22 protein-coding genes, 2 tRNA genes and 2 rRNA genes (1 of these 26 only partly in view) are annotated in these 23,213 nt (G+C 64.8%); 12 read left to right on the top strand and 14 right to left on the bottom strand.

Annotated features, from left to right (window positions below; all coding sequences use genetic code 11):
• Window positions 1-252: 252 nt before the first annotated feature.
• The 5 genes from BXU08_RS18140 (at window position 253) to BXU08_RS18120 (ending at window position 3,354) form a co-directional block, all read left to right on the top strand.
• A complete protein-coding gene (locus BXU08_RS18140) occupies window positions 253-1,017 on the top strand; it encodes an SDR family oxidoreductase (protein WP_077511396.1) in 765 nt (254 codons plus the stop codon).
• Between the two features lie 32 nt (window positions 1,018-1,049).
• Entirely contained in the window at window positions 1,050-1,472 is a 423-nt protein-coding gene (locus BXU08_RS18135) for a hypothetical protein (protein WP_171982569.1), read from the top strand.
• Window positions 1,469-1,933: a carboxymuconolactone decarboxylase family protein gene (locus BXU08_RS18130; protein WP_077511394.1), complete on the top strand. Its 465-nt coding sequence runs from the start codon at window positions 1,469-1,471 to the stop codon at window positions 1,931-1,933. The genes BXU08_RS18135 and BXU08_RS18130 overlap by 4 nt, the downstream gene beginning before the upstream one ends.
• 65 nt (window positions 1,934-1,998) lie before the next feature.
• Window positions 1,999-2,586, top strand: coding sequence for a glutathione S-transferase N-terminal domain-containing protein (locus BXU08_RS18125; RefSeq protein WP_216352884.1), 588 nt, complete (start codon window positions 1,999-2,001; stop codon window positions 2,584-2,586).
• A 156-nt stretch (window positions 2,587-2,742) separates the two neighbouring features.
• Window positions 2,743-3,354, top strand: a complete 612-nt coding sequence (locus BXU08_RS18120) for an SDR family oxidoreductase (protein WP_216352883.1) — start codon at window positions 2,743-2,745, stop codon at window positions 3,352-3,354.
• 230 nt (window positions 3,355-3,584) lie between these two features.
• Here BXU08_RS18120 and BXU08_RS18115 read toward each other — a convergent pair.
• Together BXU08_RS18115 and BXU08_RS18110 are read right to left on the bottom strand one after the other, a co-directional pair.
• Window positions 3,585-3,659 (bottom strand) — tRNA-Gln (locus tag BXU08_RS18115).
• A gap of 23 nt (window positions 3,660-3,682) precedes the next feature.
• Window positions 3,683-4,780 carry a branched-chain amino acid aminotransferase gene (locus BXU08_RS18110; RefSeq protein WP_077511392.1) on the bottom strand — a complete coding sequence of 366 codons (1,098 nt, stop codon included), beginning with the start codon at window positions 4,778-4,780 and terminating at the stop codon, window positions 3,683-3,685.
• Window positions 4,781-4,858: 78 nt separating this feature from the next.
• Here BXU08_RS18110 and BXU08_RS18105 point away from each other — a divergent pair, with 78 nt between their 5' ends.
• A complete protein-coding gene (locus BXU08_RS18105) occupies window positions 4,859-5,338 on the top strand; it encodes a helix-turn-helix domain-containing protein (protein WP_077512598.1) in 480 nt (159 codons plus the stop codon).
• Window positions 5,339-5,383: 45 nt separating this feature from the next.
• Here the strand turns inward: BXU08_RS18105 and BXU08_RS18100 are convergent, their stop codons facing one another.
• From BXU08_RS18100 to BXU08_RS18075, 6 genes are all read right to left on the bottom strand, one after another.
• On the bottom strand, window positions 5,384-5,989 hold the full coding sequence (locus BXU08_RS18100) for a hemerythrin domain-containing protein (protein ID WP_077512596.1): 606 nt from the start codon (window positions 5,987-5,989) through the stop codon (window positions 5,384-5,386).
• Between the two features lie 147 nt (window positions 5,990-6,136).
• Window positions 6,137-6,916, bottom strand: a complete 780-nt coding sequence (locus BXU08_RS18095) for a pyrroline-5-carboxylate reductase (protein WP_077511390.1) — start codon at window positions 6,914-6,916, stop codon at window positions 6,137-6,139.
• Window positions 6,913-7,416: a YbjN domain-containing protein gene (locus tag BXU08_RS18090; RefSeq protein WP_077511388.1), complete on the bottom strand. Its 504-nt coding sequence runs from the start codon at window positions 7,414-7,416 to the stop codon at window positions 6,913-6,915. Before BXU08_RS18090 ends, BXU08_RS18095 begins: the two co-directional genes overlap by 4 nt.
• A gap of 121 nt (window positions 7,417-7,537) precedes the next feature.
• Window positions 7,538-7,837 carry an accessory factor UbiK family protein gene (locus BXU08_RS18085; RefSeq protein WP_077511386.1) on the bottom strand — a complete coding sequence of 100 codons (300 nt, stop codon included), beginning with the start codon at window positions 7,835-7,837 and terminating at the stop codon, window positions 7,538-7,540.
• 24 nt (window positions 7,838-7,861) lie between these two features.
• Entirely contained in the window at window positions 7,862-8,419 is a 558-nt protein-coding gene (locus BXU08_RS18080) for a TspO/MBR family protein (protein ID WP_077511384.1), read from the bottom strand.
• A 297-nt stretch (window positions 8,420-8,716) separates the two neighbouring features.
• Window positions 8,717-9,454, bottom strand: coding sequence for a TlyA family RNA methyltransferase (locus tag BXU08_RS18075; protein WP_077511382.1), 738 nt, complete (start codon window positions 9,452-9,454; stop codon window positions 8,717-8,719).
• 135 nt (window positions 9,455-9,589) lie between these two features.
• On the opposite strand from BXU08_RS18075, the gene BXU08_RS18070 reads away from it, so the two are divergent.
• The 6 genes from BXU08_RS18070 (at window position 9,590) to BXU08_RS18045 (ending at window position 12,558) form a co-directional block, all read left to right on the top strand.
• Complete coding sequence (locus BXU08_RS18070; RefSeq protein ID WP_253190430.1) at window positions 9,590-10,054, top strand: lysozyme; 465 nt, start codon at window positions 9,590-9,592, stop codon at window positions 10,052-10,054.
• A 38-nt stretch (window positions 10,055-10,092) separates the two neighbouring features.
• Window positions 10,093-10,437 carry a DUF3140 domain-containing protein gene (locus BXU08_RS18065; RefSeq protein WP_077511380.1) on the top strand — a complete coding sequence of 115 codons (345 nt, stop codon included), beginning with the start codon at window positions 10,093-10,095 and terminating at the stop codon, window positions 10,435-10,437.
• Window positions 10,438-10,491: 54 nt separating this feature from the next.
• Window positions 10,492-10,881: a hypothetical protein gene (locus tag BXU08_RS18060; RefSeq protein WP_150125570.1), complete on the top strand. Its 390-nt coding sequence runs from the start codon at window positions 10,492-10,494 to the stop codon at window positions 10,879-10,881.
• A gap of 73 nt (window positions 10,882-10,954) precedes the next feature.
• On the top strand, window positions 10,955-11,371 hold the full coding sequence (locus BXU08_RS18055) for a glycine zipper 2TM domain-containing protein (protein ID WP_077511378.1): 417 nt from the start codon (window positions 10,955-10,957) through the stop codon (window positions 11,369-11,371).
• A 54-nt stretch (window positions 11,372-11,425) separates the two neighbouring features.
• Window positions 11,426-11,851, top strand: coding sequence for an OsmC family protein (locus BXU08_RS18050; protein WP_077511376.1), 426 nt, complete (start codon window positions 11,426-11,428; stop codon window positions 11,849-11,851).
• Window positions 11,852-11,964: 113 nt separating this feature from the next.
• On the top strand, window positions 11,965-12,558 hold the full coding sequence (locus BXU08_RS18045; RefSeq protein WP_077511374.1) for an alpha/beta hydrolase: 594 nt from the start codon (window positions 11,965-11,967) through the stop codon (window positions 12,556-12,558).
• Window positions 12,559-12,572: 14 nt separating this feature from the next.
• On the opposite strand, the gene BXU08_RS18040 is transcribed toward BXU08_RS18045, so the two are convergent.
• The 6 genes from BXU08_RS18040 to BXU08_RS18015 form a co-directional block, all read right to left on the bottom strand.
• Complete coding sequence (locus BXU08_RS18040; RefSeq protein ID WP_077511372.1) at window positions 12,573-13,934, bottom strand: HlyD family type I secretion periplasmic adaptor subunit; 1,362 nt, start codon at window positions 13,932-13,934, stop codon at window positions 12,573-12,575.
• Entirely contained in the window at window positions 13,931-15,664 is a 1,734-nt protein-coding gene (locus BXU08_RS18035; RefSeq protein ID WP_077511370.1) for a type I secretion system permease/ATPase, read from the bottom strand. Before BXU08_RS18035 ends, BXU08_RS18040 begins: the two co-directional genes overlap by 4 nt.
• Before the next feature lie 86 nt (window positions 15,665-15,750).
• Window positions 15,751-20,379, bottom strand: coding sequence for an Ig-like domain-containing protein (locus BXU08_RS18030; RefSeq protein WP_077511368.1), 4,629 nt, complete (start codon window positions 20,377-20,379; stop codon window positions 15,751-15,753).
• A gap of 348 nt (window positions 20,380-20,727) precedes the next feature.
• Window positions 20,728-20,804 (bottom strand) — tRNA-Met (locus tag BXU08_RS18025).
• A gap of 98 nt (window positions 20,805-20,902) precedes the next feature.
• Window positions 20,903-21,017: ribosomal RNA gene (gene rrf, locus BXU08_RS18020) — 5S ribosomal RNA — on the bottom strand.
• A gap of 154 nt (window positions 21,018-21,171) precedes the next feature.
• Window positions 21,172-23,213, bottom strand: a 23S ribosomal RNA gene (locus BXU08_RS18015) (it continues 753 nt past the right edge of the window).

Genomic DNA, 23,213 nt, shown 5'->3' with positions numbered 1-23,213 from the left:
TTTCAAGCGGTTTGCCGGGCCGCAGATCGACGTCCTCACCCACGGGAACGGCAATCGCATGCGCCCCACCAAATCCGGTCGGCGCGCTTCGGAGCATGCCAGACCCTGCCCAAAAGGTAAGGGTCGCCTGACCTTTGGCGAGGCCGGCACATGCCTTGGCACGATGGAGATGCCGGGCCCGATCCGCGATCTTGCTCGCGTTCCGGAGCCGTAACCGCCCCGGAAGGCGTCATTGCAAAACAGGGTGAAGACATGCGGATCACAGTGATTGGCGGAACCGGACTGATCGGCTCGAAGATAGTCGCATCGCTGGCCCGTGACGGCCATGACGTATTCTCGGCGGCGCCGAACACCGGCGTCGATACGCTTACCGGCAAGGGCCTTGGCGAAGCGATCGACGGCGCCGAGGTGGTGATAGACGTCTCCAACTCGCCTTCCCTCGACGGCGCAGCCGCGCTGGACTTCTTTCAGACCGCAGGGCGGACCATCGCCGCGGCCGAGAAGGCCGCCGGCGTCCGCCATCACCTGGCGCTTTCGGTGGTCGGCACTGAGCGGCTGCAGGAAAGCGGCTATTTCCGCGCCAAGCTCGCGCAGGAGAAGTTGATCCGGGAATCGGGGATCCCGTTCAGTGTGGTTCATGCGACGCAGTTCTTCGAATTCCTTCGCGGCATTGCCGCCTCGGCAGCCGATGGCGACAGCGTCCGGCTTTCGAACGCGCGTTTCCAGCCGATGGCTGCACAGGATGTCGCGGCGGCGATGGTCGATGCGGCGCTCGCCGAGCCTACCCACGGCACGATCGAAGTCGCGGGCCCCGAGGCCTTCCACATCGACGCGCTGGTCGCGCGGGTGCTCGCCTATGACAAGGACCCGCGCAAGGTGATCGCGGATCCGGAGGCGCCGTATTTCGGAATCCGGCTGGACGATGCCGCGCTGATGCCCGGGCCGAACGCGCGGCTCGGCACCACGCGCTTCGACTGGTGGCTCGCCAACGTGCCGCCGCCCCCGCCGCGGAAATGAACCGCGCCACCATATATCCGAAGGACCCGATTATGCTCCGGAATATCTGCATCCCGCTCGCGGCCATTCTCGGCCTGGGCGCGCTGGCCAACGGCATTTTCATGCTCGCCTCGCCTACCGGCTGGTATTTCGCCGTGCCGGGCGTGACGACCACCGGACCGTTCAACCAGCACTTCATACGCGACATCGGCATCATCTTCCTGTTCCTCGGCGCCGCCTTCCTGACCGGCGCGATACGGCGGGAGTTCCGCATCGTGTTGTGGGGTGCCGCGACGCTCTGGCTCGGCTGTCATGCGCTTTTCCATTTCTGGGAAGTCGCGGTCGGCATCTGTGGCACCTCGGCACTGCTGCGCGATTTCCCCGCCGTCACCTTCCCCGCGCTTCTCGGCGCGGCGCTGACTTTCTGGGCAGTCGCCGACGCCCGTTTCCGTTCCACTCAAGGAGAAACGAAATGACCCCCCGCATGAATATCTTCCAGGTCGCGCCCGAAGGTTCGAAGGCGATGCTCGCCGTCGAGGCCGCCATCAACCAGAGCGGGCTCGAACACAGCCTGGCGGAGCTGGTCCGGCTGCGCGCCTCCCAGATCAACGGCTGCGCCTTCTGCATCCACATGCACGTCAAGGATGCGCTCAAGAACGGCGAGAGCGACATACGCATCCATTTGCTCGACGGCTGGCGCGATTCCCCGCTGTTCACCGATCGCGAACGCGCCGCGCTCAACTGGACCGAAGCGCTGACCCGGATCGCCAAGACCCATGCGCCCGACGCCGATTATGCGCTGCTTCAGAGCCAGTTCGATGAAAACGAGATCGCCCATCTCACGCTGCTGATCGGCGCGATAAACCTCTGGAACCGCGTGCAGATCGGCCTTCGCGCCGTTCATCCGGTCGACGCATCGGTCGCCGCGGTAGCCTGACCTTCGTGGGGATGCGGGACGCCGGCAAACATGCGCGTCCCGCATCCCCCGCGCAGAGGAGTGAAATGATGAAGCTATATTATGCGCCGGGCGCCTGCAGTCTCGCGGTCCGCATCTCGCTGCACGAGGCAGAACTCGATGCCGAATTCGAACGCGTCGACATCAGGACCAAACGGACCGAACACGGCGACGATTACACCGTGATCAATCCCAAGGGCTATGTACCGCTGCTCGTCTTCGACGACGGCGATACCGTGACCGAAAACACCGCGGTTCTCGACTGGATCGCGGGTCGCGAGCCGCGGCTCGCACCCGATGGACCGCTCGGCCGCACGCGGCTGATCGAGATACTGTCCTGGCTCTCGACCGAGCTGCACATCGCCTTCAAGCCGCTTTGGCACAACGCCACCGAGGTGGAGAAGGCCGCAGCATCCAGCGTCGTCGCGGCGCGGCTTGCGCTGATCGCAGACACCATGCGCCACCCCTATCTGTTCGGCGCGGCCTTCACGGTGGCCGACGCCTATCTGTTCGCGATGCTGCGCTGGGCCAGGGCATTCGAGGTGCGGATTCCGCCGGTGCTGCTCGACTATTTCGCGCGGGTCTCCGAGCGCCAAACCGTAGGACGGGCGCTCGCCGAGGAGGGCCTGTCGTGAAGATCGTGGTGATCGGCGGGAGCGGCCGGATCGGCGAGAAGCTGGTCCGGAATCTGCGCCAGGAGGATTGCCGGGTCTTCGAAGCCTCGCCCAGCCACGGCGTGGACACAGTGACCGGCGTCGGGCTCGCGGAGGCGCTGGCGGAAGCGGAGGGTCGTGGACGTCTCGAATGCGCCCTCTCTCGACGGTCCGGCGGCGCTGCGCTTCTTCGAGACTTCGGGCCACAATCTGCTGTCCGCGGCACGTGCAGCCGGGGTCCGCCACCATATCGCGCTATCCATCGTCGGCGTCGACGGGTTGCTTGCGAGCGCGTATTTCCGCGCCAAGAAGATCCAGGAAACGCTGATCGAGGCATCGGGGACACCCTTCACCATCCTGCGCTCGACGCAGTTCTTCGAATTCATCAGCGCCGCGGTCCAGGACGGCACCGCGCACGAGATTCCGATATCGCCCGCCCTCGTCCAGCCGATCGCCGGCGACGACGTCGCCGACATGCTGGCCGACGCGGTGTTCAGCGATCCGTTCAATGCCGCGCTCGAAATCGCCGGCCCGGAACAGTTTCGTCTCGACGAAATCGCAGGCAAGATTGCGACGGCGTACGAAGACGGACGCCGCGTCGTCGCCGACATCGACGCCCGCTATTTCGGCGCCGTGCTCGGCAAGCGATCGCTGCTGCCCGGCCCCGACGCCCGCATCTCCGCGCTCCGCTTCGACGACTGGGTTCGTGACAGTCTGCAGCCGGGCTGGGCGAAGACCTTGGCCAGCTGAGCGTCCGCACCGCTACCCGCTGCGCAGCGTCCGGTCACTGCGTCGGCGCAGGCCGAGCCCTCCGCGTCTTGGAAGCAAACGCCGCCCTGCATGACCCGGCGGGCGCGAAAGACGCCGGTTGTGGTTAGGGCATCGCATGCCGTGGGGCTCTCGCATCCCGATCGGGCGGCGCGCTGATCGAAGACGCTGCATCGCGAAAAGATGCAATGCCGGCAATTCGAAACGAGGTCTGGCTGGGGCGGCAGGATTCGAACCTGCGAATGGCGGCATCAAAAGCCGCTGCCTTACCACTTGGCGACGCCCCAACGGGAAGCGGGCTTATACGGCCTTAGAAGACGCGTTCAACCCAGCCGTGCGGATCGGATGCGGTTCCGCGCTGAATCGATACAAGTTGCTGGCGGAGCTTCTCGGTGAGCAGGCCCGGACCGCCATTGCCGATCGAGAAATCGAAGCCGTGGCCCTGCACCCGGCCGATCGGGGTGACCACCGCGGCGGTGCCGCAGGCAAAGGCTTCGCGTAGCCGGCCAGTGGCGGCGTCGGCCTTCCATTCGTCGAGGCTGTAGCGCTCTTCGCGAACCGTGATGCCGGCGTCGCGTGCCAGGGCAAGCAGCGATTCGCGCGTGATCCCGGGAAGGATCGTGCCGGTGAGCGGCGGAGTCTGGATCGATCCGTCGTCGAACACGAAGAACACGTTCATGCCCCCCAGTTCCTCGACATAGCGATTCTCCGCGGCGTCGAGGAAGACGACCTGGTCGCAGTCATGGCCGATCGCTTCGGCCTGGGCCACAAGGCTGGCAGCATAATTGCCGCCACACTTGGCCGCACCGGTCCCGCCGGGCGCTGCGCGGGTATAATGTTCGGAGACCCACAAGGTGACCGACGGCGCGCCGCCCTTGAAATAGGCGCCGGCCGGCGACGCGATCACCATGTAGAGATATTCCTGTGCGGGGCGAACGCCCAGGAAGGTCTCGCTGGCGAACATGAAGGGGCGCAGATAGAGCGACGCGCCCTCGCCTTCGGGGATCCAGTCGCGGTCGACGCGGACCAGTTCGCGGATCGAGGACAGGAACAACGCCTCGGGCACCGGGGGCATCGCCATGCGCCGTGCCGACTCGGCGAAACGGCGGGCATTGGCATCGGCGCGGAACAGCGTCGCGCCGCCATCGGGCATGCGATAGGCCTTGAGGCCTTCGAAAATCTCCTGCGCATAATGAAGCACGGCACAGGCGGGATCGAGCTGGATCGGGCCGCGCGGCTGGATGCGCGCATCGTGCCAGCCCTTGTCGGCGTGATAGCGGATCACCGCCATGTGATCGGTGAAGATCTTGCCGAAACCGGGATTGGCGAGGAGCGCGGCACGATCGGCCACGGCGACCGGGCTCGTATGGGCTTCGAACTCGAAATCCAGGATCGTCGCGTCTTGCATTGCACCCTTCCAATGAGTCGCCGGCCATCGACCGGATCGGCTTGCGGAGGACTAGGGCGCAAGGCTAGAATGGTCAACATGGCTGCCCCAATTCCTGCCTCGCCGCTGTTCCTGCGCGAGCCCGAAATCCGCCGCGGTATCGAGCTGCTCTATTTCGGTTACGCCAATCTCACGCGCTCGATCGACGCGGGGCTCGCCAAGCAGGGGCTGGGCCGGGCGCATCATCGCGCGCTCTATTTCATCGCGCGCCAGCCCGACCTGACGGTGAGCGAATTGCTTGCGATCCTGGGGATCACCAAACAGTCGCTGGGCCGCGTGCTCGGGGAGCTGGCCGACCGCGGCATGGTCGAGACGCGGACCGGCGATCGCGACCGGCGGCAGCGGCTGTTGCGGCTGACGCCCGCCGGCGCCGCGCTCGAAGCCGAGCTGTTCGATGCGTTGCGCGAAAAGATGTCTACTGCCTATTCGAGCGCAGGCCAGGGTGCGGTCGGCGGGTTCTGGGCAGTGCTCGAAGGGCTGATGCCGGAGAGCGAGCGGAACAGCGTTTCGGGGCGGTAGTCCGCACTCGCGTTCGCGAGGGAGGGTTGCCCCTCCCTCTGCCGGTCAGGCGACCTTGAAGCCTTCCTTGTTCATCGTCAGCGTCAGCGCCTTGTTGCGTTCGTCGGAGAGCTGGCTGCGCAGCATCGGGAAGAGGTGCATCTCCTCTTCCTGCATATGCTCCTCGATCTCCGCGCGGAACTCGCGGACCTTGGCGATCCATTGCGGCGAGGCGTTGGGCGTGTTCTCCAGCTCGTAGAGATACTGCTTCACATAGCCATGCTCCTTGGTGAGGGCATCGGCGGCCTCGCGCTGGCCGATTTCGCGGAGCGCGGGATAGATCACATTCTCTTCCTCGACCGCGTGCTTGAGCAGCGCGTGCTTCAGATGCGAGAGCAGCATCGAGCGCTTGATAGTATTATTCTCGTCGGTCGCCTCGATCGCGTCGAACACCTTGAGCGTCGCCTGGTGCTCGAGGACCAGAGCCTCGTCCCAATTGCCGGCGAGGGCCGTCGGCGCCTGCACGGCAGCCTTGCGGCCGAACATGGCGAGGATCCCGAGCGCAGCGCCGCCCGCAACCGCGCCGGCGACCATGCCGAAATTGCTGCCGCCCTTCGCAGTCGAACCCGTGAACCGTCCGTTCTTGCCGCGCGTTGCCGTGGTCGTCGCCATTTCCGCCTCCATGATGTTGAGTCGAGGAAATAACAAACCGCGCAGGCACGCGTTCCTTGTTGGATTAGAACAACTTGACTTCGCCTTTCTCTGGCGCTTCGCGATCTTTCGTTACGCGGGGCGATAAAAAAGTTGCGTGAGGTGCAGTTACTTGCGCGCTTCGGCGGCCATCTCGGCAGTGCGTTTCGCCGAGGCGGCGAGCGTCTCGCGCAGCAGGGCCTTGAGCGCATCGTCCTTGTCGAGCACGTTCATGCCCTGACGCGTCGAGCCGCCCGGGCTGGCCACGCGATCGGCGAGGACCGAGGGCGGCGCATCGGCCTGTGCGGCGAGCAGGCCGGAGCCCTCCACCGTCGCGACCGCGAGCCGCTGCGCCTGTTCGGGCGAGAAGCCGAGCGTCGTGCCCGCTTCGGCAAGCGCGTCGATAAAGCGATAGACGAAGGCAGGCCCGCACCCCGAAAGCACGGTGCCGTTGTCGAAAAGCGTCTCGTCTTCGATCCACTCGACCAGCCCCAGCGGCGCCATCAGCGCGTCGATGCCGGGCACCTGCGTGCCGTGGAGCGCGACGACACCCTTGCCCAGCGCGACGGGAAGGTTGGGCATCGCACGGACCACCGGATGGCCGGGAAAGCGCGCTTCGAGCGTCGCGACATCGGCCCCTGCGAGGATCGAGATCAGCGCATAGTCGCCGGCCGGCAGCGGCGGAATCTCGCCGATCTGCTGCGGCTTCATGCCAAGCTGGAGGAAGTCGGGCGCCGGCTCGTCGGGAAAGGCCCGTCCCTGCCGGACGCCCTCGGGCAGTTCGCGATCGTGGCGATTGACGACGAAGACATTCCCGGCCGCAACCACGCCGCTGGCGATCCATTGCCGGAGCATCGCCCCGGCCATGTTGCCGCAACCGACCAGCCAGAGGCGCAATGCCCCGCTCATGCCTCGCCCTGAGTCTCGATCAGCGCGGCGGCGATCGCCTCGGCCGGGCTCTTGCCGCCCCACAGCACGAACTGGAACACCGGATAGAAGCGCTCGCATTCATCGATCGCGCTTTCGACCAGCAATTCGGCCTGGTTGAGCGTCAGCGTCGGCTCGCCCGCGCCGTCGATCATGGCGGCGTGGCGGAAGAGCAGGATGCCGCTTGCCGACCACAATTCGAAATGGCCGATCCACAGCTGTTCGTTGACCAGCCCGATTGTCTCATAGACCGCGGCGCGGCGCTCTTCCGAGACGCGGATGTCCGGGAAGGCCAGGAACTGCAGGACGCCATCGTCCTCGCGCCAGATCGCGCGCAGCTCATATTCGGTCCAGCTGCCCTTGAACTTGGCGACGATCTCGTCGTCCTCGCGCTCGAAGGTCCAGCTATGCGCCGCGAAGTAATTCTCGAGCATGTCGATCGGCGCGGCGTCGTCGCGGTCGAATTCGGCCTCGTCCAACATCCTTACCTCCGCACGCCGGGATTGGCTGGCGGGAATCCTGCCAATCGCGTCCCGGGGGCACAAGCGCGCGGTTCGCAACCCTGTCGAAAAGCTGTGGACAAGCAGTCGGTAACCGGTGCGGTCAAATCTCTGCCTTTGGCGGCTTGGGCGCCTTGGCGGGCCTGGCCGCAGCCGGCCCGCCGAGCTGGGCCTCGAGCGCGGCGAGGCGCGCCTTGAGCGCGTCGTTCTCGTCACGTGAGGCCACGGCCATCGCCTTCACCGCTTCGAACTCGTCGCGTGCGACGAAGTCGAGCCCGCCGATCCATTCGCGCGCGCGCTCGCGCGCCGAGGCTTCGGTCTCGCGCGCCATGCCGGCGACGGTGCCTGCCGCGCCGTTCACGAACTTGACGAAATCGTCGAACAGGCGGTTGTCGGTCTGCATCTCGAACTTCCCTAAATACGAACTTCAGCGGATCTCAATTTGGTCAACCGTCCGCGAAGGTACAAGGGTCTCGGCGTTCGGATTGAGCGCATCGATCTGATACAGCAGCACGAAGGCGAAGCAGAGCCAGGCGAGATAGGGCAGCAGCAGCATCCCCGCCACCGTCCGCACGCGCCAGAAGAACAAGACCGTCAGCAGCACCAGGATGACCAGCGCGCCGATCATCATCAGCGCGGTATCGACCTGATGGAGCCCGAAGAACACCGGAGTCCAGGCGAGGTTGATCGCCAGCTGGACCACGAAGATCAGCAGCGCGATCGCCCGCCCGCGCGATCCGCGCGCATTGATCACCAATGCCAGCGCGAAGCCCATCATCGCATAGAGGATTGTCCAGGCGACGCCGAACGCCCAGCCCGGCGGCATGATTTCGGGCTTCACGAGCTGGACGAACCACGGATTCTCGTCGCCGCTCGGGGCAAGCCTTCCCGATGCGAAACCCAGCAGCAGCATGAGTGGGACCGTGACCATGGCCCAACGAAAATACGCGAGCCGCAACTGACCCCTGGACGCGATCTCTCTCAACCCGGTTTCCTCCTCTTCGGCGTGTGAACACACACCGTCCCCGGAACGATCCCCTAATCCAAAGTCTGCGCAGCCGCAAAGATGCGATGCATTGTTGCGGCACGGCGGACTGTAGCGAAACGGATCGTCCGGAAGCGGAGGATTGCGGGATGGATGCTGTCGCTGAAGCCATGCACCGGACCCGTGTCCACTTCGCTGAACCAAACACGGCTATCGATACGCTTTCGTCATTCCGCCCTTGAGTGGCGGTCACAAATGGAGGGCGACCGCAACCCGATCGCCAGCCGCAATTCCGGATTAGGAGCCCCGCTCGGCACCGATCAGGAATTCGACATTGCCCTCCGGCCCGGTGATCGGGCTCCGGGTGATGCCGAGCACCTGCCAGCCCTGCGCGGCGACCCAGTCGGCGACTTCGCGGCAGACGCGGTCGTGCACTTCCGGGTCGCGGACCACGCCGCCTTTGCCGACTTCGCCGCGCCCCGCCTCGAATTGCGGCTTGATCAGTGCCGCCAGCCGCGCCGCGGGCCTGGCGAAACGGAACGGCGTTTCGAGCACCTTGGCCAGGCCGATGAAGCTCGCATCGCAGACGATGATGTCGATAGGCTCGGGGATATGTGCGTCGGTAAGGATACGCGCGCTGGTCTGTTCAAGAACGACCACGCGCGGGTCCTGGCGGAGTTTCCAGGCGAGCTGGTTGGTGCCGCTGTCCACGGCATAGACGCGCGCCGCGCCGCGGGTGAGCAGCACATCGGTGAAGCCGCCGGTCGACGAGCCGACGTCGATCGCGACGGCACCGGTAACGTCCCAACCGAAATGGTCGAGCGCGTGCGACAGCTTGATCCCGCCGCGCGACACCCAGGGATGATCGCGGCCGCGCACGTCGAGCACGGTCTCCTCGGCCAATTGCTGGCCCGGCTTGTCGACCTTGCGGTCGCCCGCGAAGACGAGACCCGCCATGATCAGCGCCTGCGCGCGGGTGCGGCTCTCGGCCAGCCCGCGATCGACGAGCATCTGATCGGCGCGCTGCTTGGCCATGCGCGCCTTTAACCGCCCTGCCCGCCACGCTGCAACCACTCCGGATACAAAGCGGATGCAAAGAAGATAGCGAATGCTTGCGCAGTGTTTCAGAAATTACTTCATGCTATCCCGCATGGGTTTTCGGGGGAGGATATGATGACACCAAGTTCTGCATGCCTATCGCTGGTCAAGGAATTCGAAGGCTGCGCGAAGCAGCAGGCAAACGGCAGCTTTGCCGCCTATCCCGATCCCGGATCGGGCGGCGATCCCTGGACGATCGGCTGGGGGACGACCGGCCCGGACGTGAAGCCAGGCGTAGTCTGGACGCAGCAGCAATGTGATGATCGCCTCACAACCGACATCACCAGCTTCGCTGCCAAGGTCTCGGGTGTGATCGGCAGCGCGACTACCAGTCAGCACCAGTTCGATGCGATGGTCAGCTTCGCCTACAATGTCGGGATCGGCAATCTGTCGAGCAGCACCTTGCTCAAGATGCACAAGGCCGGGGACTTTACCGGCGCGCAGGGCCAGTTCGGGCGCTGGAACAAGGCTGCGGGCAACGTCATGGCCGGATTGACTCGGCGCCGCGCCGCCGAGGCCGCGCTCTACGGAAGCTGAAGCGGAACGTTTCGCGCGTTGCGGGACTTGAGACCGCAATGGCGAAACAGGATGACCATGCGCAGGTCTATGCGCGCTTCCATGAAGCAGTGAACATGGCGCCGGCCGAGATAGAGGCTTGGCTCGACACCGAGGAGAGCCGCGCCGTCGGCTTCAAGCGCGACGGCGGCGAGAGCGTCGGCCATGCCTCGGGCCGGCGGATCGTGCAGATCCTGCGCACGCACAAGGCCGATCTGGACGGCGGCGACTATGTCCATATGCGCAAGGTCGCCGGCTTCGTGCGCCGGCATCTCGCGCAGGGGCCGCATCAGGAACACAAGATCCCCGGCTCGCGCTGGCGCTATTCGCTGATGAACTGGGGGCATGATCCGCTGAAGGATTGAGCCGAGGAACACCGGTCCGACCCGCCCGTTGAAGCGGCAAACCGGAGAAACCAGATGGCAAATACCAAGACCAAGACCCCCGCACGTCCCCGCCGGCGCACGGCTGCCCAGACGGCCGCCACGGGCAGCAAGACCAAGTCGGTAGCGTTGGGCACGCTGTCGATCGGCGCGATCGTCGGCGCAGTCGCTGCGGCCGCCTTCGCCGTGCTCAAGCTGGGCAAGAACGCCCGCGGCAGCGCCGAGCATGTGCCGACCGATCTGCTGGGGGATACGCGTCCCGCGCCGGAAGACCGCGCACCCGAGGCGTTCCGCCCCGATCCCACCGCGCCGATCCCCGCGGGCGAGCGCGACGCCTTCCGCCCGGCGCTGGCCGGTGCGTCGGCACCGACTTTGGTCAAGGGCCAGGCGCGCGAGAACGAGCGGCTCGACGCCACGCCGTCCTGAGTTGGGCTGCGGGCGCAACTTTCCGCTGCGCCACGCATTCCCCTGCCATCACCACATTCACGGGAGAACAGACATGCGCGCCATCCTGTTGGGATTGCTGGCCGCCACCGCGGTCGCCGGCTGTACCGATACCGGCTATGGGCCTCGCTCGGCGAGCAGCGACGGCTATCGCAACTATGACTGGAACCGGCCCGACCCGTCGTACGGCGGCTATAACGCCGACCGCTATTACCGCGACGACCGCCGCTATCGCGAACGCCGCGTGTCGCGTGACGAACGCGTCTATCGCGGCCAGGACGGGCGCTATTATTGCCGCCGTTCGGACGGGACGACCGGTCTGATCGTCGGCGGCGTCGCCGGCGGCATCCTGGGCAACCTCATTGCACCGGGCGGTTCGGAGACGCTGGGCACGGTGCTCGGCGCCGCGGCAGGCGCAGTGGCGGGACGCGCAGTGGATCGCGGATCGAACGACGACGTTCGCTGCCGTTGACTTGAGACGACGCGGCGGCATGCTGTCGCCGCGTCCTATCCACCAGGGGGAATCATGACGACTCGCACTGCGACTGCGCGCTACGAAGGTTTCGGCAAGGACGGCAAGGGCCGGCTCGACAGCCCGTCGGGCGTGCTCGATGCGACGCCCTACAGCTTCAACACCCGCTTCGGCGACGAGAAGGGCACCAATCCCGAGGAACTGATCGCGGCGGCGCATGCCGGCTGCTTCACCATGGCGCTGAGCTTTGCGCTCGCCAAGGCCGGGTTCAGCGAAGGCAGCCTGGAGACCACCGCGGCGGTCAAGCTCGAGCAGGACGGCGACGGTTTCACGATCACCCATTCGGACCTGACGCTCAAGGCGGAAGTGCCCGGCATCTCGCCGGAGCAGTTCGAGGCGCTGGCCGCGGGCGCCAAGGCAAACTGTCCGGTATCCAAGCTGCTCAAGGCCGAGATCAGCCTGACTCACACGCTTGCGTGACGGCGGTGGCATGAGCGCGTTTCAGGCCGAATCCCCACTGCGTTGATGGAGAATCCGCTGGCGGGGAAATCCGCAGCGGTATAGATTGGTGCGTTGGCTGAAGGAGTGGATCCATGGCGTCTGCGCTGGCTCTTCCCGCGAATCTCACGCTCGTTGAAATCTCGGCGGCTGCGTCGGCACCGTGGCGCGATCTGTTCGCCGGGCCGGCACAGGCGCACATCCCCTATCGCGCGGGTACGATTGCCGAGCGCAACCTGCTCGGCGTCCGGCTGGACGAAGCGGTGACGCGGGCCGAAGGTGCGGTGTTGCTGGTCGCGGAAGGCGCAAGCTGCTTCGCGACGGCGTGGTGGGCACGGCTGTCGCCGGCGCCTTATGTCTCGCGAGTCGCCGGTGCGCTGTTCTTCGATCCGATCGAGGAAGAGGGCGAGAGCGTCGAGAGCCTGCTCGACACCTTCGCCTCGCCGCGCACCCGCCTGCCCTTCCCGTCGATCGTGCTGGGGCGTGAGGACAAGCGCTCGCTGCTGGCGTCGCGCGTCCGTGCGCTGGCGGACGGCTGGGGCAGCGGCGTGATCGCCGGCTCGCGCAGCGACGCCTCGGCGCCGTTGCGGCGCACCCGCAGCGTGATCGAGCGGTTCACCGCCGGCGTCGTTGCGCGCGAAGTGCGGACCGGGCGCGCGCTGATCGGGCGGCTGCGGCCGATCGACTGAGCTCTACGCTGGGCTCAATGCTCGCGGAACGAGGACCAGAAGCTGCCGAGCAGCGGCTCCAGTGCATATTCCAGCGCCGTGCGCTTGCGCAGCGGGATCAGGACCTGAACCGGCATTCCGGCGCGTAGTGCGAAGTCGTTTCCGCGGACGTCCTGGATCAGCCGCAGCTGATCGCGCGGCACGGTGATCTCGCCGGTGAAATAGCTCATCCCGCTCTTCTCGTCGGTGAAGCTGTCCGCGGACAGGCGGGTGAGCCTGCCCTCCAGATCGGGCAGGCTGCGCTCATGCAGACCGGAGAATTTGACCAGGGTGCGCTGACCGACCGCAAGATCGTCGGCATCCTCGGGCGCTATGCGGGCCTGGATCAGCAGCGGAGTCTGTTCGGGGACGATGTCCATCAGCTTCTGCCCCGGCGCTACCACGCCGCCGGGAGTGAACACCGACAGCCCGACCACCGCGCCGGTGGCCGATGCGCGGATCGCGGTGCGTTCCAGCTGGTCGCGCGCCGCGGTCCATCGCGGCAGGACGTCGCCCAGCCGGGTCTCGACATCGCGCAGGTCGGCGACGGTGCGCTCGCGGAAGCTGCGTTCGGCTTCGAGCACCTGGATCTCGCTTTCGCGCGCGGCGCCGCGGGTCTGGGCGACGCTGGCACTATACTGGCCGCGCTGGCCCTTGAGCTCTGCGCGGGCACGTTCAAGCTCGCGCATCCGCGTCTGCGAGACGAATCCCTTCTCGGCAACAGGACGCAGTGCCGTAATCTGATCCTCAATCAACCGAAGCTGCTCCGCAGCGGACGCCGTCTGCTCGCCATAGCCGCGGCCTTGTTCACCCGACTGGGCGACACGCTGGCCGAGTGCACCGCGCTGCGCGGAGAGCACTGCAGTGCGCGCCTGGAGTTCGGCCTGCTGCGCGCGCATCGCGCTGTCGGCCTCGGCGCGATCCTCGGGCGAGAGCGACACGAACTCGCGCGGCTGAGCGATCTGGCTGCGGCCGAGCTGCTCGGCCTCGAGCCGCGCGCGCTGGGTGAGTAGCCGGATGGCCTGCGAGGCGAGCGCGCGCTCCTGTGCCTGGACCTCGGCCGCGGCGAGCTGCATCACCAGTTGCCCGCGCTCGACGCGCTCGCCTTCGCGGACATAGATCTTGCCCACCACGCCACCATCGCGGTGCTGGACCGACTGGCGCTGCCCCGAAACGACCAGCGTCCCAGGCGCATAGGCGGCGGCATCGAGCCGCGCGAACATTGCCCAGCCGAGGAACACGACGAAGAACAAGGCGGCAATGATCATGCCGGTGCGGATGTCGTGGCGCGGATCGGCGCCTGCGGGCTCTGCTGCGAGCGCCACACCCGTCGGCTGAAGGAGGATCGGTGCGTTCATCCGCTTGCCTTCGCGGTGGGGGACGGGACGCGCCGCAAATTGGGCGGTGCGATCTTGGGAAGTACTTCGTCGCGAGGGCCGTAGATTTCCGCGCGGCCATCGCGCAGCACCAGCATCTTGTCGACCACCGGCAGTATGCCGAGCTTGTGCGAGACGATCAGGATGGTGCGCCCCTCTTCCTTGAGCACCGCCAGCGCGGCGGCCAGCGCGGCATCGCCTTCGCTGTCGAGATGGGCGTTGGGCTCGTCAAGTATCAAGATGCGCGGATCGCCATAGACTGCGCGAGCGAGCGCGATGCGCTGCGCCTGCCCGGCCGAGACGCCACGTCCGCCAAGCTTGAGCACATGGTCATAGCCGCTCGGCAGGCGCCGGATCAGCGGATCGGCGCCGACCTTCCCCGCGGCGGCGACGACGGCGGTATCGACGGTGGCGCGATCCTCGCCCAGTTCGCCGGCGAAGCGCGCGATATTCTCCGCAACCGTTCCGGCGAACAGCGCCGAATCCTGCGGCAGATAGCCGATATGGCGGGCAAGCTGCTCGGGATCCCAATCACGCGTGTCGGCGCCGTCGAGGCGGATCGTGCCGCGATCGGGCGGCAGCGCCCCGGCGATGGTGCGCGCAAGCGTCGATTTCCCGGCCCCGCTGGGGCCGACGATCGCCACAACTTCGCCGGGTTCGATACGCAGCGATACCGCACTGAGGATCGCGCCGTCGCGCGCATCGTTGAGCACGGTCACGCCTTCCAGCACGATTGCGCCCTGCGGCGGCGGCAGGCGAGTCGGCTCAGGCTGGGCAACGCTGCCTTCGAGCAGCGTGTTGAGGCTGGCGTAGCTCTGCTGCGCCTGCACAATCGTCTTCCAGGTGCCGATCAGCTGCTCGATCGGCGCGAGCGCGCGCGCGATCAGGAAGGACGCCGCGAAGATTGCGCCACCCGAAATGAGGTTATCGACGGCCAGCAACGCGCCGAGCCCCAGCGCGAGCGACTGAAGCGCAAGCCGGGTGAATTTGGTGGCGGTGAGATAGCTGCCCGCGGCGAAGCTCGCCTCGGTCTGCGCGGCGAGCATCGCCTCGCGCTGACGCAACTGACGCGCGACCATCGCGCGGCGCATACCGAGCGCGCGGATACTGTCGCTCGACGAAAGCAGCGCGTCCTGATTGGCATAGGACGCGCTGGCGATCATCTGAGCGCGATCGAGCCGGCTGCGCGTTGCGCGTTCATTGGCCCAGGCGATCAGCGGTAGGATCACGCAGCCGGCGATCGCTAGCGCGCCGATCCAGGGATGCACCATGAAGCAGACCAGGATGTAGAGCGGCACCCAGGGCGCATCGAAAAGCGCGAGGATGCCGGGCCCGGTCAACGTGCCGCGCATCACGTCGAACTCGCGCAGCGCCTGGCGCGCGATGGGCAAGTCGGGCCGTCCCAATGTCGCGTCGAGGATCAGCGGGGCGAGCGTGGCATCGAGCTGGACGCCGGCGCGCACCAGCAGCCGCGAGCGGACGCGATCGAGCAGCGACAGCGTCGCCAGTGCGAACAGCAGCACCATCGTCAGGAAGGCGAGCGTCTGCACGCCGTGCGTCGGCACGACCCGGTCATAGACTTGCAGCATGTACAAAGTAGGGACGATGTAGAGCAGGTTGATCAGGGCGCTGAATGCTGCAGCGGACACGAAATGGCGCCGGCACAGCGCAAGCGCGGCGCGCAGCGCACCGAGAGGACGTTCAACGCGCATCAAATTGGCCCATGACAAGCAATACCCCGCGACCGGTACGGTCACGGGGTACGACTTTGATACTGATCTTCAGCTTAGGCAAATGGTCAGAATCCGTGGGCCAGCAACGGCTCGTTGAATGCCCGGCCCGCGCTCACGGCGAAGCTCGACGCATCGATGACCCCTTCGAGGCTTCCGTCCAGGCCCGGCTGGTGCGCCGAATAATAATCCGGCGCGGCATATTTGACCTGGCTGGCGTTGCCGACCCCGAGCAGCGTGGCGCTGCCGACGCTGAACGTGAGGACCAGATCGTTGAGCCCGTCGCCGTTGACGTCCTGCACCCGCGTGCGCGTCACGGCGATGCCGTCGTCGAGGATGATCCGGTCTTCGGCGGTGTCGAAGTCGTAGACCGTGTCGTCGCCGAAGGTCGCGCCGAAGTGGAAGGTGTCGGCGCCCGCCCCACCCCACAGCTTGTCATAGCCATAGCTGCCGAACAGCCCGTCCTTGCCGTTGCCGCCCATCAGCGTGTCATCGCCGAGATTCCCGAACAGCACGTCGTTGCCGTCGCCGCCGTCGATCCTGTCGTTGCCGAGACCACCCGACAGCCAGTCATGGCCGCCCAGGCCGTTCAGCGTATCGTTGCCGAGCCCGCCGCCCCACAGGCGATCCTCGCCCGCAGTGCCGTTGATCGTCTCGCTATTGTAGGTGCCGTTACGCGTCACGCCATCGGCGATGCCGGTGACCGTAACGCTGACCGTCGCGGTGCTCGTCAGGCCGTTGGCGTCGGTGACGGTGTAGGTGAAGATATCGACTTGCTTGGCGCCCGGCGCCAGCGCGTCGAACGCGTCATTGTCGGCGACGTATTTCAGCGTCTTGGTGGTGGCATCGAACACCACGCTTCCCAGCGTACCGCTGGTGTCGACTGCGGTGATCTTCAGCGTCTGGGTCTGACCGGCATCGGGATCGCTGTCGTTGGCGAGCAGCGTTGTCCACAGGTTCGCAGTGGTCGCGTCCTCATTGACTGCGACCGAATTCGCAGTCGCGACCGGGGCTTCGTTGACGTCGGTCACCTTGATGACGAAGCCCTGCTGGACGCTGAGTCCGCCGCTGTCGGTAACCTTGGCGACGACATTATACGATGCGATCGCTTCGAAGTTGAGCGGCGCGGTGGTGGTGATCACGCCGGTTGCCGCGTTTATGACGAAAAGGCCGCCGGCATTATCGACCAGCGAATAGCTGAGCGTGTCGTTGGCGGTGTCGGTCGCCGAGACCGTGCCGACCACGCTGCCCGCGGACAGGTTCTCGGCGACGCTGGCGTTGCTAAGCACGACATCCTTCGGCGCGGCGCCGAGCCGGAGCAGCGCGACCTGCGAATCGTGATCGGTGGCGCGGCTGCCGCTGAACTCGGCGTTGAGATGCACCGCATCATATTGCGCGCCGGTCACCAGCCCGCCGGTCACCAGGATATTGTCGATCAGTTGGGCATTGCCGTTGAACATGTAGCTGTAGCGCTCCTCCTCGGGGAGGAGCGTGGCGAGGTTGGTGAACACTCCGCCCTGGCTCGGATCGGTGAGCTGGGTCTGAGCATTCTCGAAATAGAAGCCGTTCCAGTCGCCGAGCAGCGCGATGTTGAGCGAGGGATCGTCGGCGAGATGCGCCTGCACCCATGCCTTCACCCCCGCCGCCTGCGCAGTACGGGCCGAATCGCCTGCGTCGTTCGCCGGCTGGTTGTCGCCCCAAAGCGGATCACTACCGAGGCGCGACGTGAAGTGGACGTTGATCGCCGTGATCGTCTGCCCGGCAAAGGCGAACTGCGCGACCAGCGGCTTGCGCGTGCCGTTATACGCTGCCCCGTCGATCAGCGCAGCGCTGCCTTCGATATAGGACACGCGGTCAATATTGTAGAAATAGCCGTTGCGAATGTTGCCGCCGCCTTCGCCGCCGGTCGATCCCGCAGTTGTCGGCGCGATCTCGACATAGGCATAGCGCTTGCCCGACGTGGCGTAGATCGCGTCGATCAAGCCCTGCGCAGTAACGGTGCCCGACAGGTTCGAGCCCGAACCGGCGCCGTCGGCGTCTTGGATTTCCTGCGCGGCGATGATGTCGGGCGCGCCGAGATGGTAGACTATGTCGTTGGCCAGTACGTCGAACTTGTTGTCCGAGCTGTCGAGATTTTCGAGGTTGTAGGTCGCGATCGACAGGTTGTTGGCGTCGCCGCGCAGCGCGGTCTCCTCGCGCACCAGCGTCTCGTCCTTGGTGACGGTCACAGCCTCAGTGACGATCACTTCGTAATTGTCGAAAGCATAATTGACCACGCCGGTGACGCTGCTCAGCTGGTCGCCGATCGTATAGCCCGGAGTGAAGCCGGCGAAGATACCGCTGTCGTCGTCGATCTGGATCTTCTCGGGATTATAGTCGGGCACGCCCTGGCTGCCCGGCGAGATCGTGATGCCACCGCGATCATTGACCCCGGTCGCGCCTTCGCCACGCGAGGCGACCACGTCGGTCTCGCCGAACTCGCTGGTGTTCGACACCACTTGCGGGGCGTCGATCGTGACGCGCATGCCCTCCAGCGATTCCCAGAAGTCGATGCCGTCGGTGGCGGGATCATAGCTGGTGAGGCCGTCATTATCGATCGCCTCGGCCGGGGGCAGCAGACCGCCCGAGCCGATCAGGATCGCAGCGGGGAGCGCGTTGCCATGGCTCTCGACAGTAACTGTCGGCGAAACGATCTCGGTGAGGCTGAGGCTGGCGGTGCTGCCGGCAAATTCGGCGACCGAGCCGCGTACCGAGATGCCGTCGCCCACCAGCACGCCGGGGGCGGTATTGGTAAAGACGAACACTGCGTCGGAAGTGCGCGCGTCACCGTCACCGACTGCCGACTGGAGGTAGAAACCATTGGTATCGACTGCAGTGACGATGCCGGTGGTGACCACCGTCTGGTTGACATAGGCCGAGACATGGCCCGCGCCCTGGATCTGGCCGATCGTCAGCGCAATGGGATCGTCATTGGTGATCGTGCCGGTCGCGGCGCCATCGTTGATGACGACGTCGCCGGTGGTCGCGCCGAGCGTGACCGACAGCGTTTCGTTGGGCTCGCCCACCGTGTCGCCCTTCACTGGCACGATGATCTGCTTGGAGAATTCGCCGGGGGCGAAGCTGATCGTGCCGGCGAGGACCGCGCCGGGCGCGAGGTCATCCGCCGTCGCGGTGCCGTCGAGATTGATGCTGTATTGGACGGAGGCGGCGAGCGCGCTGCCGCCGGCGCGGTTGACGGTGAAGACGAGGTTGGACGTGCCGCTGTCGCCCTCGACAACCTTGGCATCGCCCATGCGGATATAGCTGGTGCCGGTGGTCGGCAGGAAGGTCTGGCCTTCGTTGAGCGTGCCGAAGCTGTCGTCCGAAGCAGGCGCCCAGCTGAAATCTGCAGCGCTCGAGCCGCTGCCCTTGAGCTGGAGCGAGAAGCCCAGTGGCGAGGCCGAATCCTCGGCAACCCCGATATCGGTGCTGGTCAGTCCGCCGGCAGCGGTGCCGGCGGCTGCCGTGAAGACGCCTTCCCACGAAATCAGTTGGACCACGCTGCCGTCGGGCGCAATCAGCGCGACGCCGTCCGAGACACCGTTCTGCAGACCGTCGCGCGGATAGCTGAACGACACGGTGCCGAAGCCAGTGCCCTCGTCGTCGATTACGCCCGACAGATTGGTCGCGCTGCCATAAGTGGGTGCGGAATCCGGGGTGTTGCTGCCGTTGTAGAGGACCAGCTTGTAGCCGCTGAGATCGGTGCCCGCGACACCGGCGATCTCGATCGCTTCGCCGGCATCGGTGCCGGCATTGTCGTAGTGGATCTCGTTGATGAAGACATTGGCAACGGGCGCGGGCGGCGCGGCATCGTCATTGGTGATCGTGCCGGTCGCGCTCGCATCGCCCAGCGCTACGCCGCCCTGCGGGTTGCTCAGCGTCACGGTGAAGCTCTCATCGCCTTCGAAGGCGGTGTCGCCCTGCACCGGCAGGCGGATTTCCGCACCGGTCGCGCCGTCGGCGAAGCTCACCGTCCCGGTGGCAGTGAAGGCGGCGAAATCGCCTGCATCGGCGCTGCCGAAATTGACCGTCCAGGCCGCCGAGACCGCGCCGGCGCTGCCATCGGCACGCGTGACCGTAAAGACGATATCGTGCGCGCCGCTATTGCCTTCCACAATGGTCGCGTCGGCGATGGCGAGCGTGCCCGGCTGGGGCGGTGCTACGCCGCCAAAGGCCTGACCGGCATTGACGCCACCGGGCGTGTCGTCGGGGATCAGCGCCCAGCTGAAATCCGCCGCCGTGGTACCGCTCCCGACAAGACCGACCGAGGTGCCGCTGGCCGAGCCAGATTCGCTGACGCCGATGCTGGTGCTGGTCATCCCCGCGGCCGGACCGTTATTGGCGACCATCGTGCCTTCATAGCTGAGGAACTGGACGACGACGCCGTTCGGATCGACCAGCGCGATGCCGTCGGGGGCGCCGTTCTGGATGCCGTCGGTCGGATAGGTGATGCGGACGGTGCCGAAGCCGTTCTGCTGGTTCGGGATCGTGCCGCTCAGCGCGTCGGTGTCGTAGCTGTTCCCGTTCGCGCCATTGTACAGAACGATCTTCCAGCCCGTGAGATCGGTGCCAGCGGCGCCTGCGATCTCGACGAACTCGCCGGTGTCGGCGCCGGCATTGTCATAGTGGAATTCGTTGATGAACACGTTGACGGCCATGATCGATCCTCTGTTTGTCAGCGATCACGAGGGCCGGACTGGCACCCGCGACGAAGGCAGCGCGATACGGGAGACTCTGGAACTGGCGCTTGGCTAAGCGGCGATCATGACAGCAACGTTGCGCCGCTCAATGGACTTGTGCCGGGTTCGGACATTTCGTGCGATTATCTGTGGATAATCTGCGCGTTGCCTTTGCGCCGGAGGGGAACGGGGATCGGTTTGCGTCCGAAAGCAGGACAGTTTCGCGGCCTCCGACGACGGAGGTGCGACTTCGCCCGCGATTCCTGGGGCGCTGCGTTTTAGACGCAGAAAAGCCCGCGAGGGGTTAGCCAGGCGGGCTTTTGTGTTTGGTTGCGGGAGCAGGATTTGAACCTGCGACCTTCAGGTTATGAGCCTGACGAGCTACCGGGCTGCTCCATCCCGCGGCAATTGATTTGCCAGTCGAGCGCCGGAGCGCTTGTGCGATCTGACGTTGTGAATGGGTTTTTCGAGAATTTGGATTTGCGCGCACACGGGCTTCAATGCCTGGCGACGACCTACTCTTCCATCGCTTGAGCGATAGTACCATCGGCGCAGTCTGGTTTCACGGCCGAGTTCGGGATGGGATCGGGTGGTTCACAGACGCCATAGCCACCAGGCAATGGAGCCCGTGTGGGATGTCCAAGGACATCCTGAGCGCAAATTCGGGTTCAAATCGATACCGTGCACCGGTGTAATTGCGAGCTGTAGATGATCATCCGATCAAGCGACGAACGCTGGAGGTTATCCAGAGCTGTCATTGATGGTGAGACTCTCAAGCGCGAATAGGACAATTAGTATCGGTTAGCTCCATGCGTTACCGCACTTCCACATCCGATCTATCAAGGTCGTGGTCTTCGACCGTCCTAAGAAATCTTATCTCGAGGGAGGCTTCCCGCTTAGATGCTTTCAGCGGTTATCCCGTCCATACATAGCTACCCTGCTGCGCCGTTGGCACGACGACAGGTACACCAGAGGTATGTTCAACCCGGTCCTCTCGTACTAGGGTCAACTCCTCTCAAATTTCGACGCCCACGGCAGATAGGGACCAAACTGTCTCGCGACGTTCTGAACCCAGCTCACGTACCACTTTAATTGGCGAACAGCCAAACCCTTGGGACCTGCTCCAGCCCCAGGATGTGATGAGCCGACATCGAGGTGCCAAACAACCCCGTCGATATGAGCTCTTGGGGGTTATCAGCCTGTTATCCCCGGCGTACCTTTTATCCGTTGAGCGATGGCCCTTCCACGAGGGACCACCGGATCACTATGACCGACTTTCGTCTCTGCTCGACTTGTCAGTCTCGCAGTCAGGCTGGCTTATGCCATTGCACTCTAACAGCCGGTTTCCAACCGGCCTGAGCCAACCTTCGCGCGCCTCCGTTACTCTTTAGGAGGCGACCGCCCCAGTCAAACTACCCGCCACAGAGGGTCCCAGCACCGGATAACGGTGCGTGGTTAGACATCAGAAACAAACAGGGTGGTATTTCACATTGTGGCTCCACACGGGCTGGCGCCCATGCTTCAAAGCCTCCCACCTATTCTACACAGTTTCTTCCTAATGCCACTCTGAAGCTGCAGTAAAGGTGCACGGGGTCTTTCCGTCTAACCGCGGGTACTCCGCATCTTCACGGAGAATTCAATTTCGCTGAGCATGTCCTGGAGACAGTGGGGAAGTCGTTACGCCATTCGTGCAGGTCGGAACTTACCCGACAAGGAATTTCGCTACCTTAGGACCGTTATAGTTACGGCCGCCGTTTACCTGGGCTTCATTTCGGAGCTTGCACCCCTCCACTTAACCTTCAGGCACCGGGCAGGCGTCAGACCCTATACGTCGTCTTGAAGCCGACTTAGCAGAGCCCTGTGTTTTTGCTAAACAGTCGCTACCCCCTGGCCTGTGCCCCCTCAAAAAGCTTGCGCTCAGTGAGGGCCTCCTTCTTCCGAAGGTACGGAGGCAATTTGCCGAGTTCCTTCAGGACACTTCTCTCAAGCGCCTTGGTATACTCTACCTGACCACCTGTGTCGGTTTCGGGTACGGTCTATACGGTGGGGCTATTTCCCGGGACCTCTTCGAAGCACGATCAATCCGATAAGATCGTACAACACACGAGATCCGTCACACACCACCAGGCCCACGAATATTAACGTGGTTCCCATCGACTACCCCCTTCGGGCTCGTCTTAGGGGCCGGCTCACCCTGCGCGGATTAGCCTTGCGCAGGAACCCTTGGTCTTTCGGCGAGAGGGCATCTCACCCTCTTTATCGCTACTCATGTCTGCATTCGCACTTCCGATACCTCCACGACCCATTACCAGATCGCTTCAACGGCTTACGGAACGCTCCGCTACCGCGTGATCGTAAACGATCACACCCTAAGCTTCGGTGCGTGTCTTGAGCCCCGTTACATCTTCGCCGCAGGAACCCTTATTTAGACCAGTGAGCTGTTACGCTTTCTTTAAAGGATGGCTGCTTCTAAGCCAACCTCCTGGTTGTTTTGGGATTCCCACATGCTTTCCCACTTAGACACGACTTGGGGACCTTAGCTGTAGGTCAGGGCTGTTTCCCTTTTGACGACGGACCTTAGCACCCGCCGTCTGTCTCCCGCACTGTACTCGTAGGTATTCGGAGTTTGGTTAGGTTTGGTAGATCTCGCGACCCCCTAGCCCATCCAGTGCTCTACCCCCTACGGTAATCATGCGAGGCACTACCTCAATAGTTTTCGCGGAGAACCAGCTATTTCCCGGCTTGATTGGCCTTTCACCCCTAAACACAACTCATCCGGTAACTTTTCAACGTTAATCGGTTCGGACCTCCAG

Source organism: Sphingomonas sp. LM7, from assembly GCF_002002925.1.
In the GTDB taxonomy this organism is placed as follows: domain Bacteria; phylum Pseudomonadota; class Alphaproteobacteria; order Sphingomonadales; family Sphingomonadaceae; genus Sphingomonas.
Note: the sequence above shows the minus strand (reverse complement) of the source record. Positions and strands in the feature narration are given on the sequence as shown.

Excerpts from the sequence above, each read along its gene's own strand:
- BXU08_RS18140 (WP_077511396.1), top strand. The coding sequence starts at position 253 with ATGCGGATCACAGTGATTGGCGGAACCGGACTGATCGGCTCGAAGATA.
- BXU08_RS18135 (WP_171982569.1), top strand. The coding sequence starts at position 1,050 with ATGCTCCGGAATATCTGCATCCCGCTCGCGGCCATTCTCGGCCTGGGC.
- BXU08_RS18130 (WP_077511394.1), top strand. The coding sequence starts at position 1,469 with ATGACCCCCCGCATGAATATCTTCCAGGTCGCGCCCGAAGGTTCGAAG.
- BXU08_RS18125 (WP_216352884.1), top strand. The coding sequence starts at position 1,999 with ATGATGAAGCTATATTATGCGCCGGGCGCCTGCAGTCTCGCGGTCCGC.
- BXU08_RS18110 (WP_077511392.1), bottom strand. The coding sequence starts at position 4,780 with ATGCAAGACGCGACGATCCTGGATTTCGAGTTCGAAGCCCATACGAGC.
- BXU08_RS18105 (WP_077512598.1), top strand. The coding sequence starts at position 4,859 with ATGGCTGCCCCAATTCCTGCCTCGCCGCTGTTCCTGCGCGAGCCCGAA.
- BXU08_RS18100 (WP_077512596.1), bottom strand. The coding sequence starts at position 5,989 with ATGGCGACGACCACGGCAACGCGCGGCAAGAACGGACGGTTCACGGGT.
- BXU08_RS18095 (WP_077511390.1), bottom strand. The coding sequence starts at position 6,916 with ATGAGCGGGGCATTGCGCCTCTGGCTGGTCGGTTGCGGCAACATGGCC.
- BXU08_RS18090 (WP_077511388.1), bottom strand. The coding sequence starts at position 7,416 with ATGTTGGACGAGGCCGAATTCGACCGCGACGACGCCGCGCCGATCGAC.
- BXU08_RS18085 (WP_077511386.1), bottom strand. The coding sequence starts at position 7,837 with ATGCAGACCGACAACCGCCTGTTCGACGATTTCGTCAAGTTCGTGAAC.
- BXU08_RS18075 (WP_077511382.1), bottom strand. The coding sequence starts at position 9,454 with ATGGCCAAGCAGCGCGCCGATCAGATGCTCGTCGATCGCGGGCTGGCC.
- BXU08_RS18070 (WP_253190430.1), top strand. The coding sequence starts at position 9,590 with ATGATGACACCAAGTTCTGCATGCCTATCGCTGGTCAAGGAATTCGAA.
- BXU08_RS18065 (WP_077511380.1), top strand. The coding sequence starts at position 10,093 with ATGGCGAAACAGGATGACCATGCGCAGGTCTATGCGCGCTTCCATGAA.
- BXU08_RS18060 (WP_150125570.1), top strand. The coding sequence starts at position 10,492 with ATGGCAAATACCAAGACCAAGACCCCCGCACGTCCCCGCCGGCGCACG.
- BXU08_RS18055 (WP_077511378.1), top strand. The coding sequence starts at position 10,955 with ATGCGCGCCATCCTGTTGGGATTGCTGGCCGCCACCGCGGTCGCCGGC.
- BXU08_RS18050 (WP_077511376.1), top strand. The coding sequence starts at position 11,426 with ATGACGACTCGCACTGCGACTGCGCGCTACGAAGGTTTCGGCAAGGAC.
- BXU08_RS18045 (WP_077511374.1), top strand. The coding sequence starts at position 11,965 with ATGGCGTCTGCGCTGGCTCTTCCCGCGAATCTCACGCTCGTTGAAATC.
- BXU08_RS18040 (WP_077511372.1), bottom strand. The coding sequence starts at position 13,934 with ATGAACGCACCGATCCTCCTTCAGCCGACGGGTGTGGCGCTCGCAGCA.
- BXU08_RS18035 (WP_077511370.1), bottom strand. The coding sequence starts at position 15,664 with ATGCGCGTTGAACGTCCTCTCGGTGCGCTGCGCGCCGCGCTTGCGCTG.
- BXU08_RS18030 (WP_077511368.1), bottom strand. The coding sequence starts at position 20,379 with ATGGCCGTCAACGTGTTCATCAACGAATTCCACTATGACAATGCCGGC.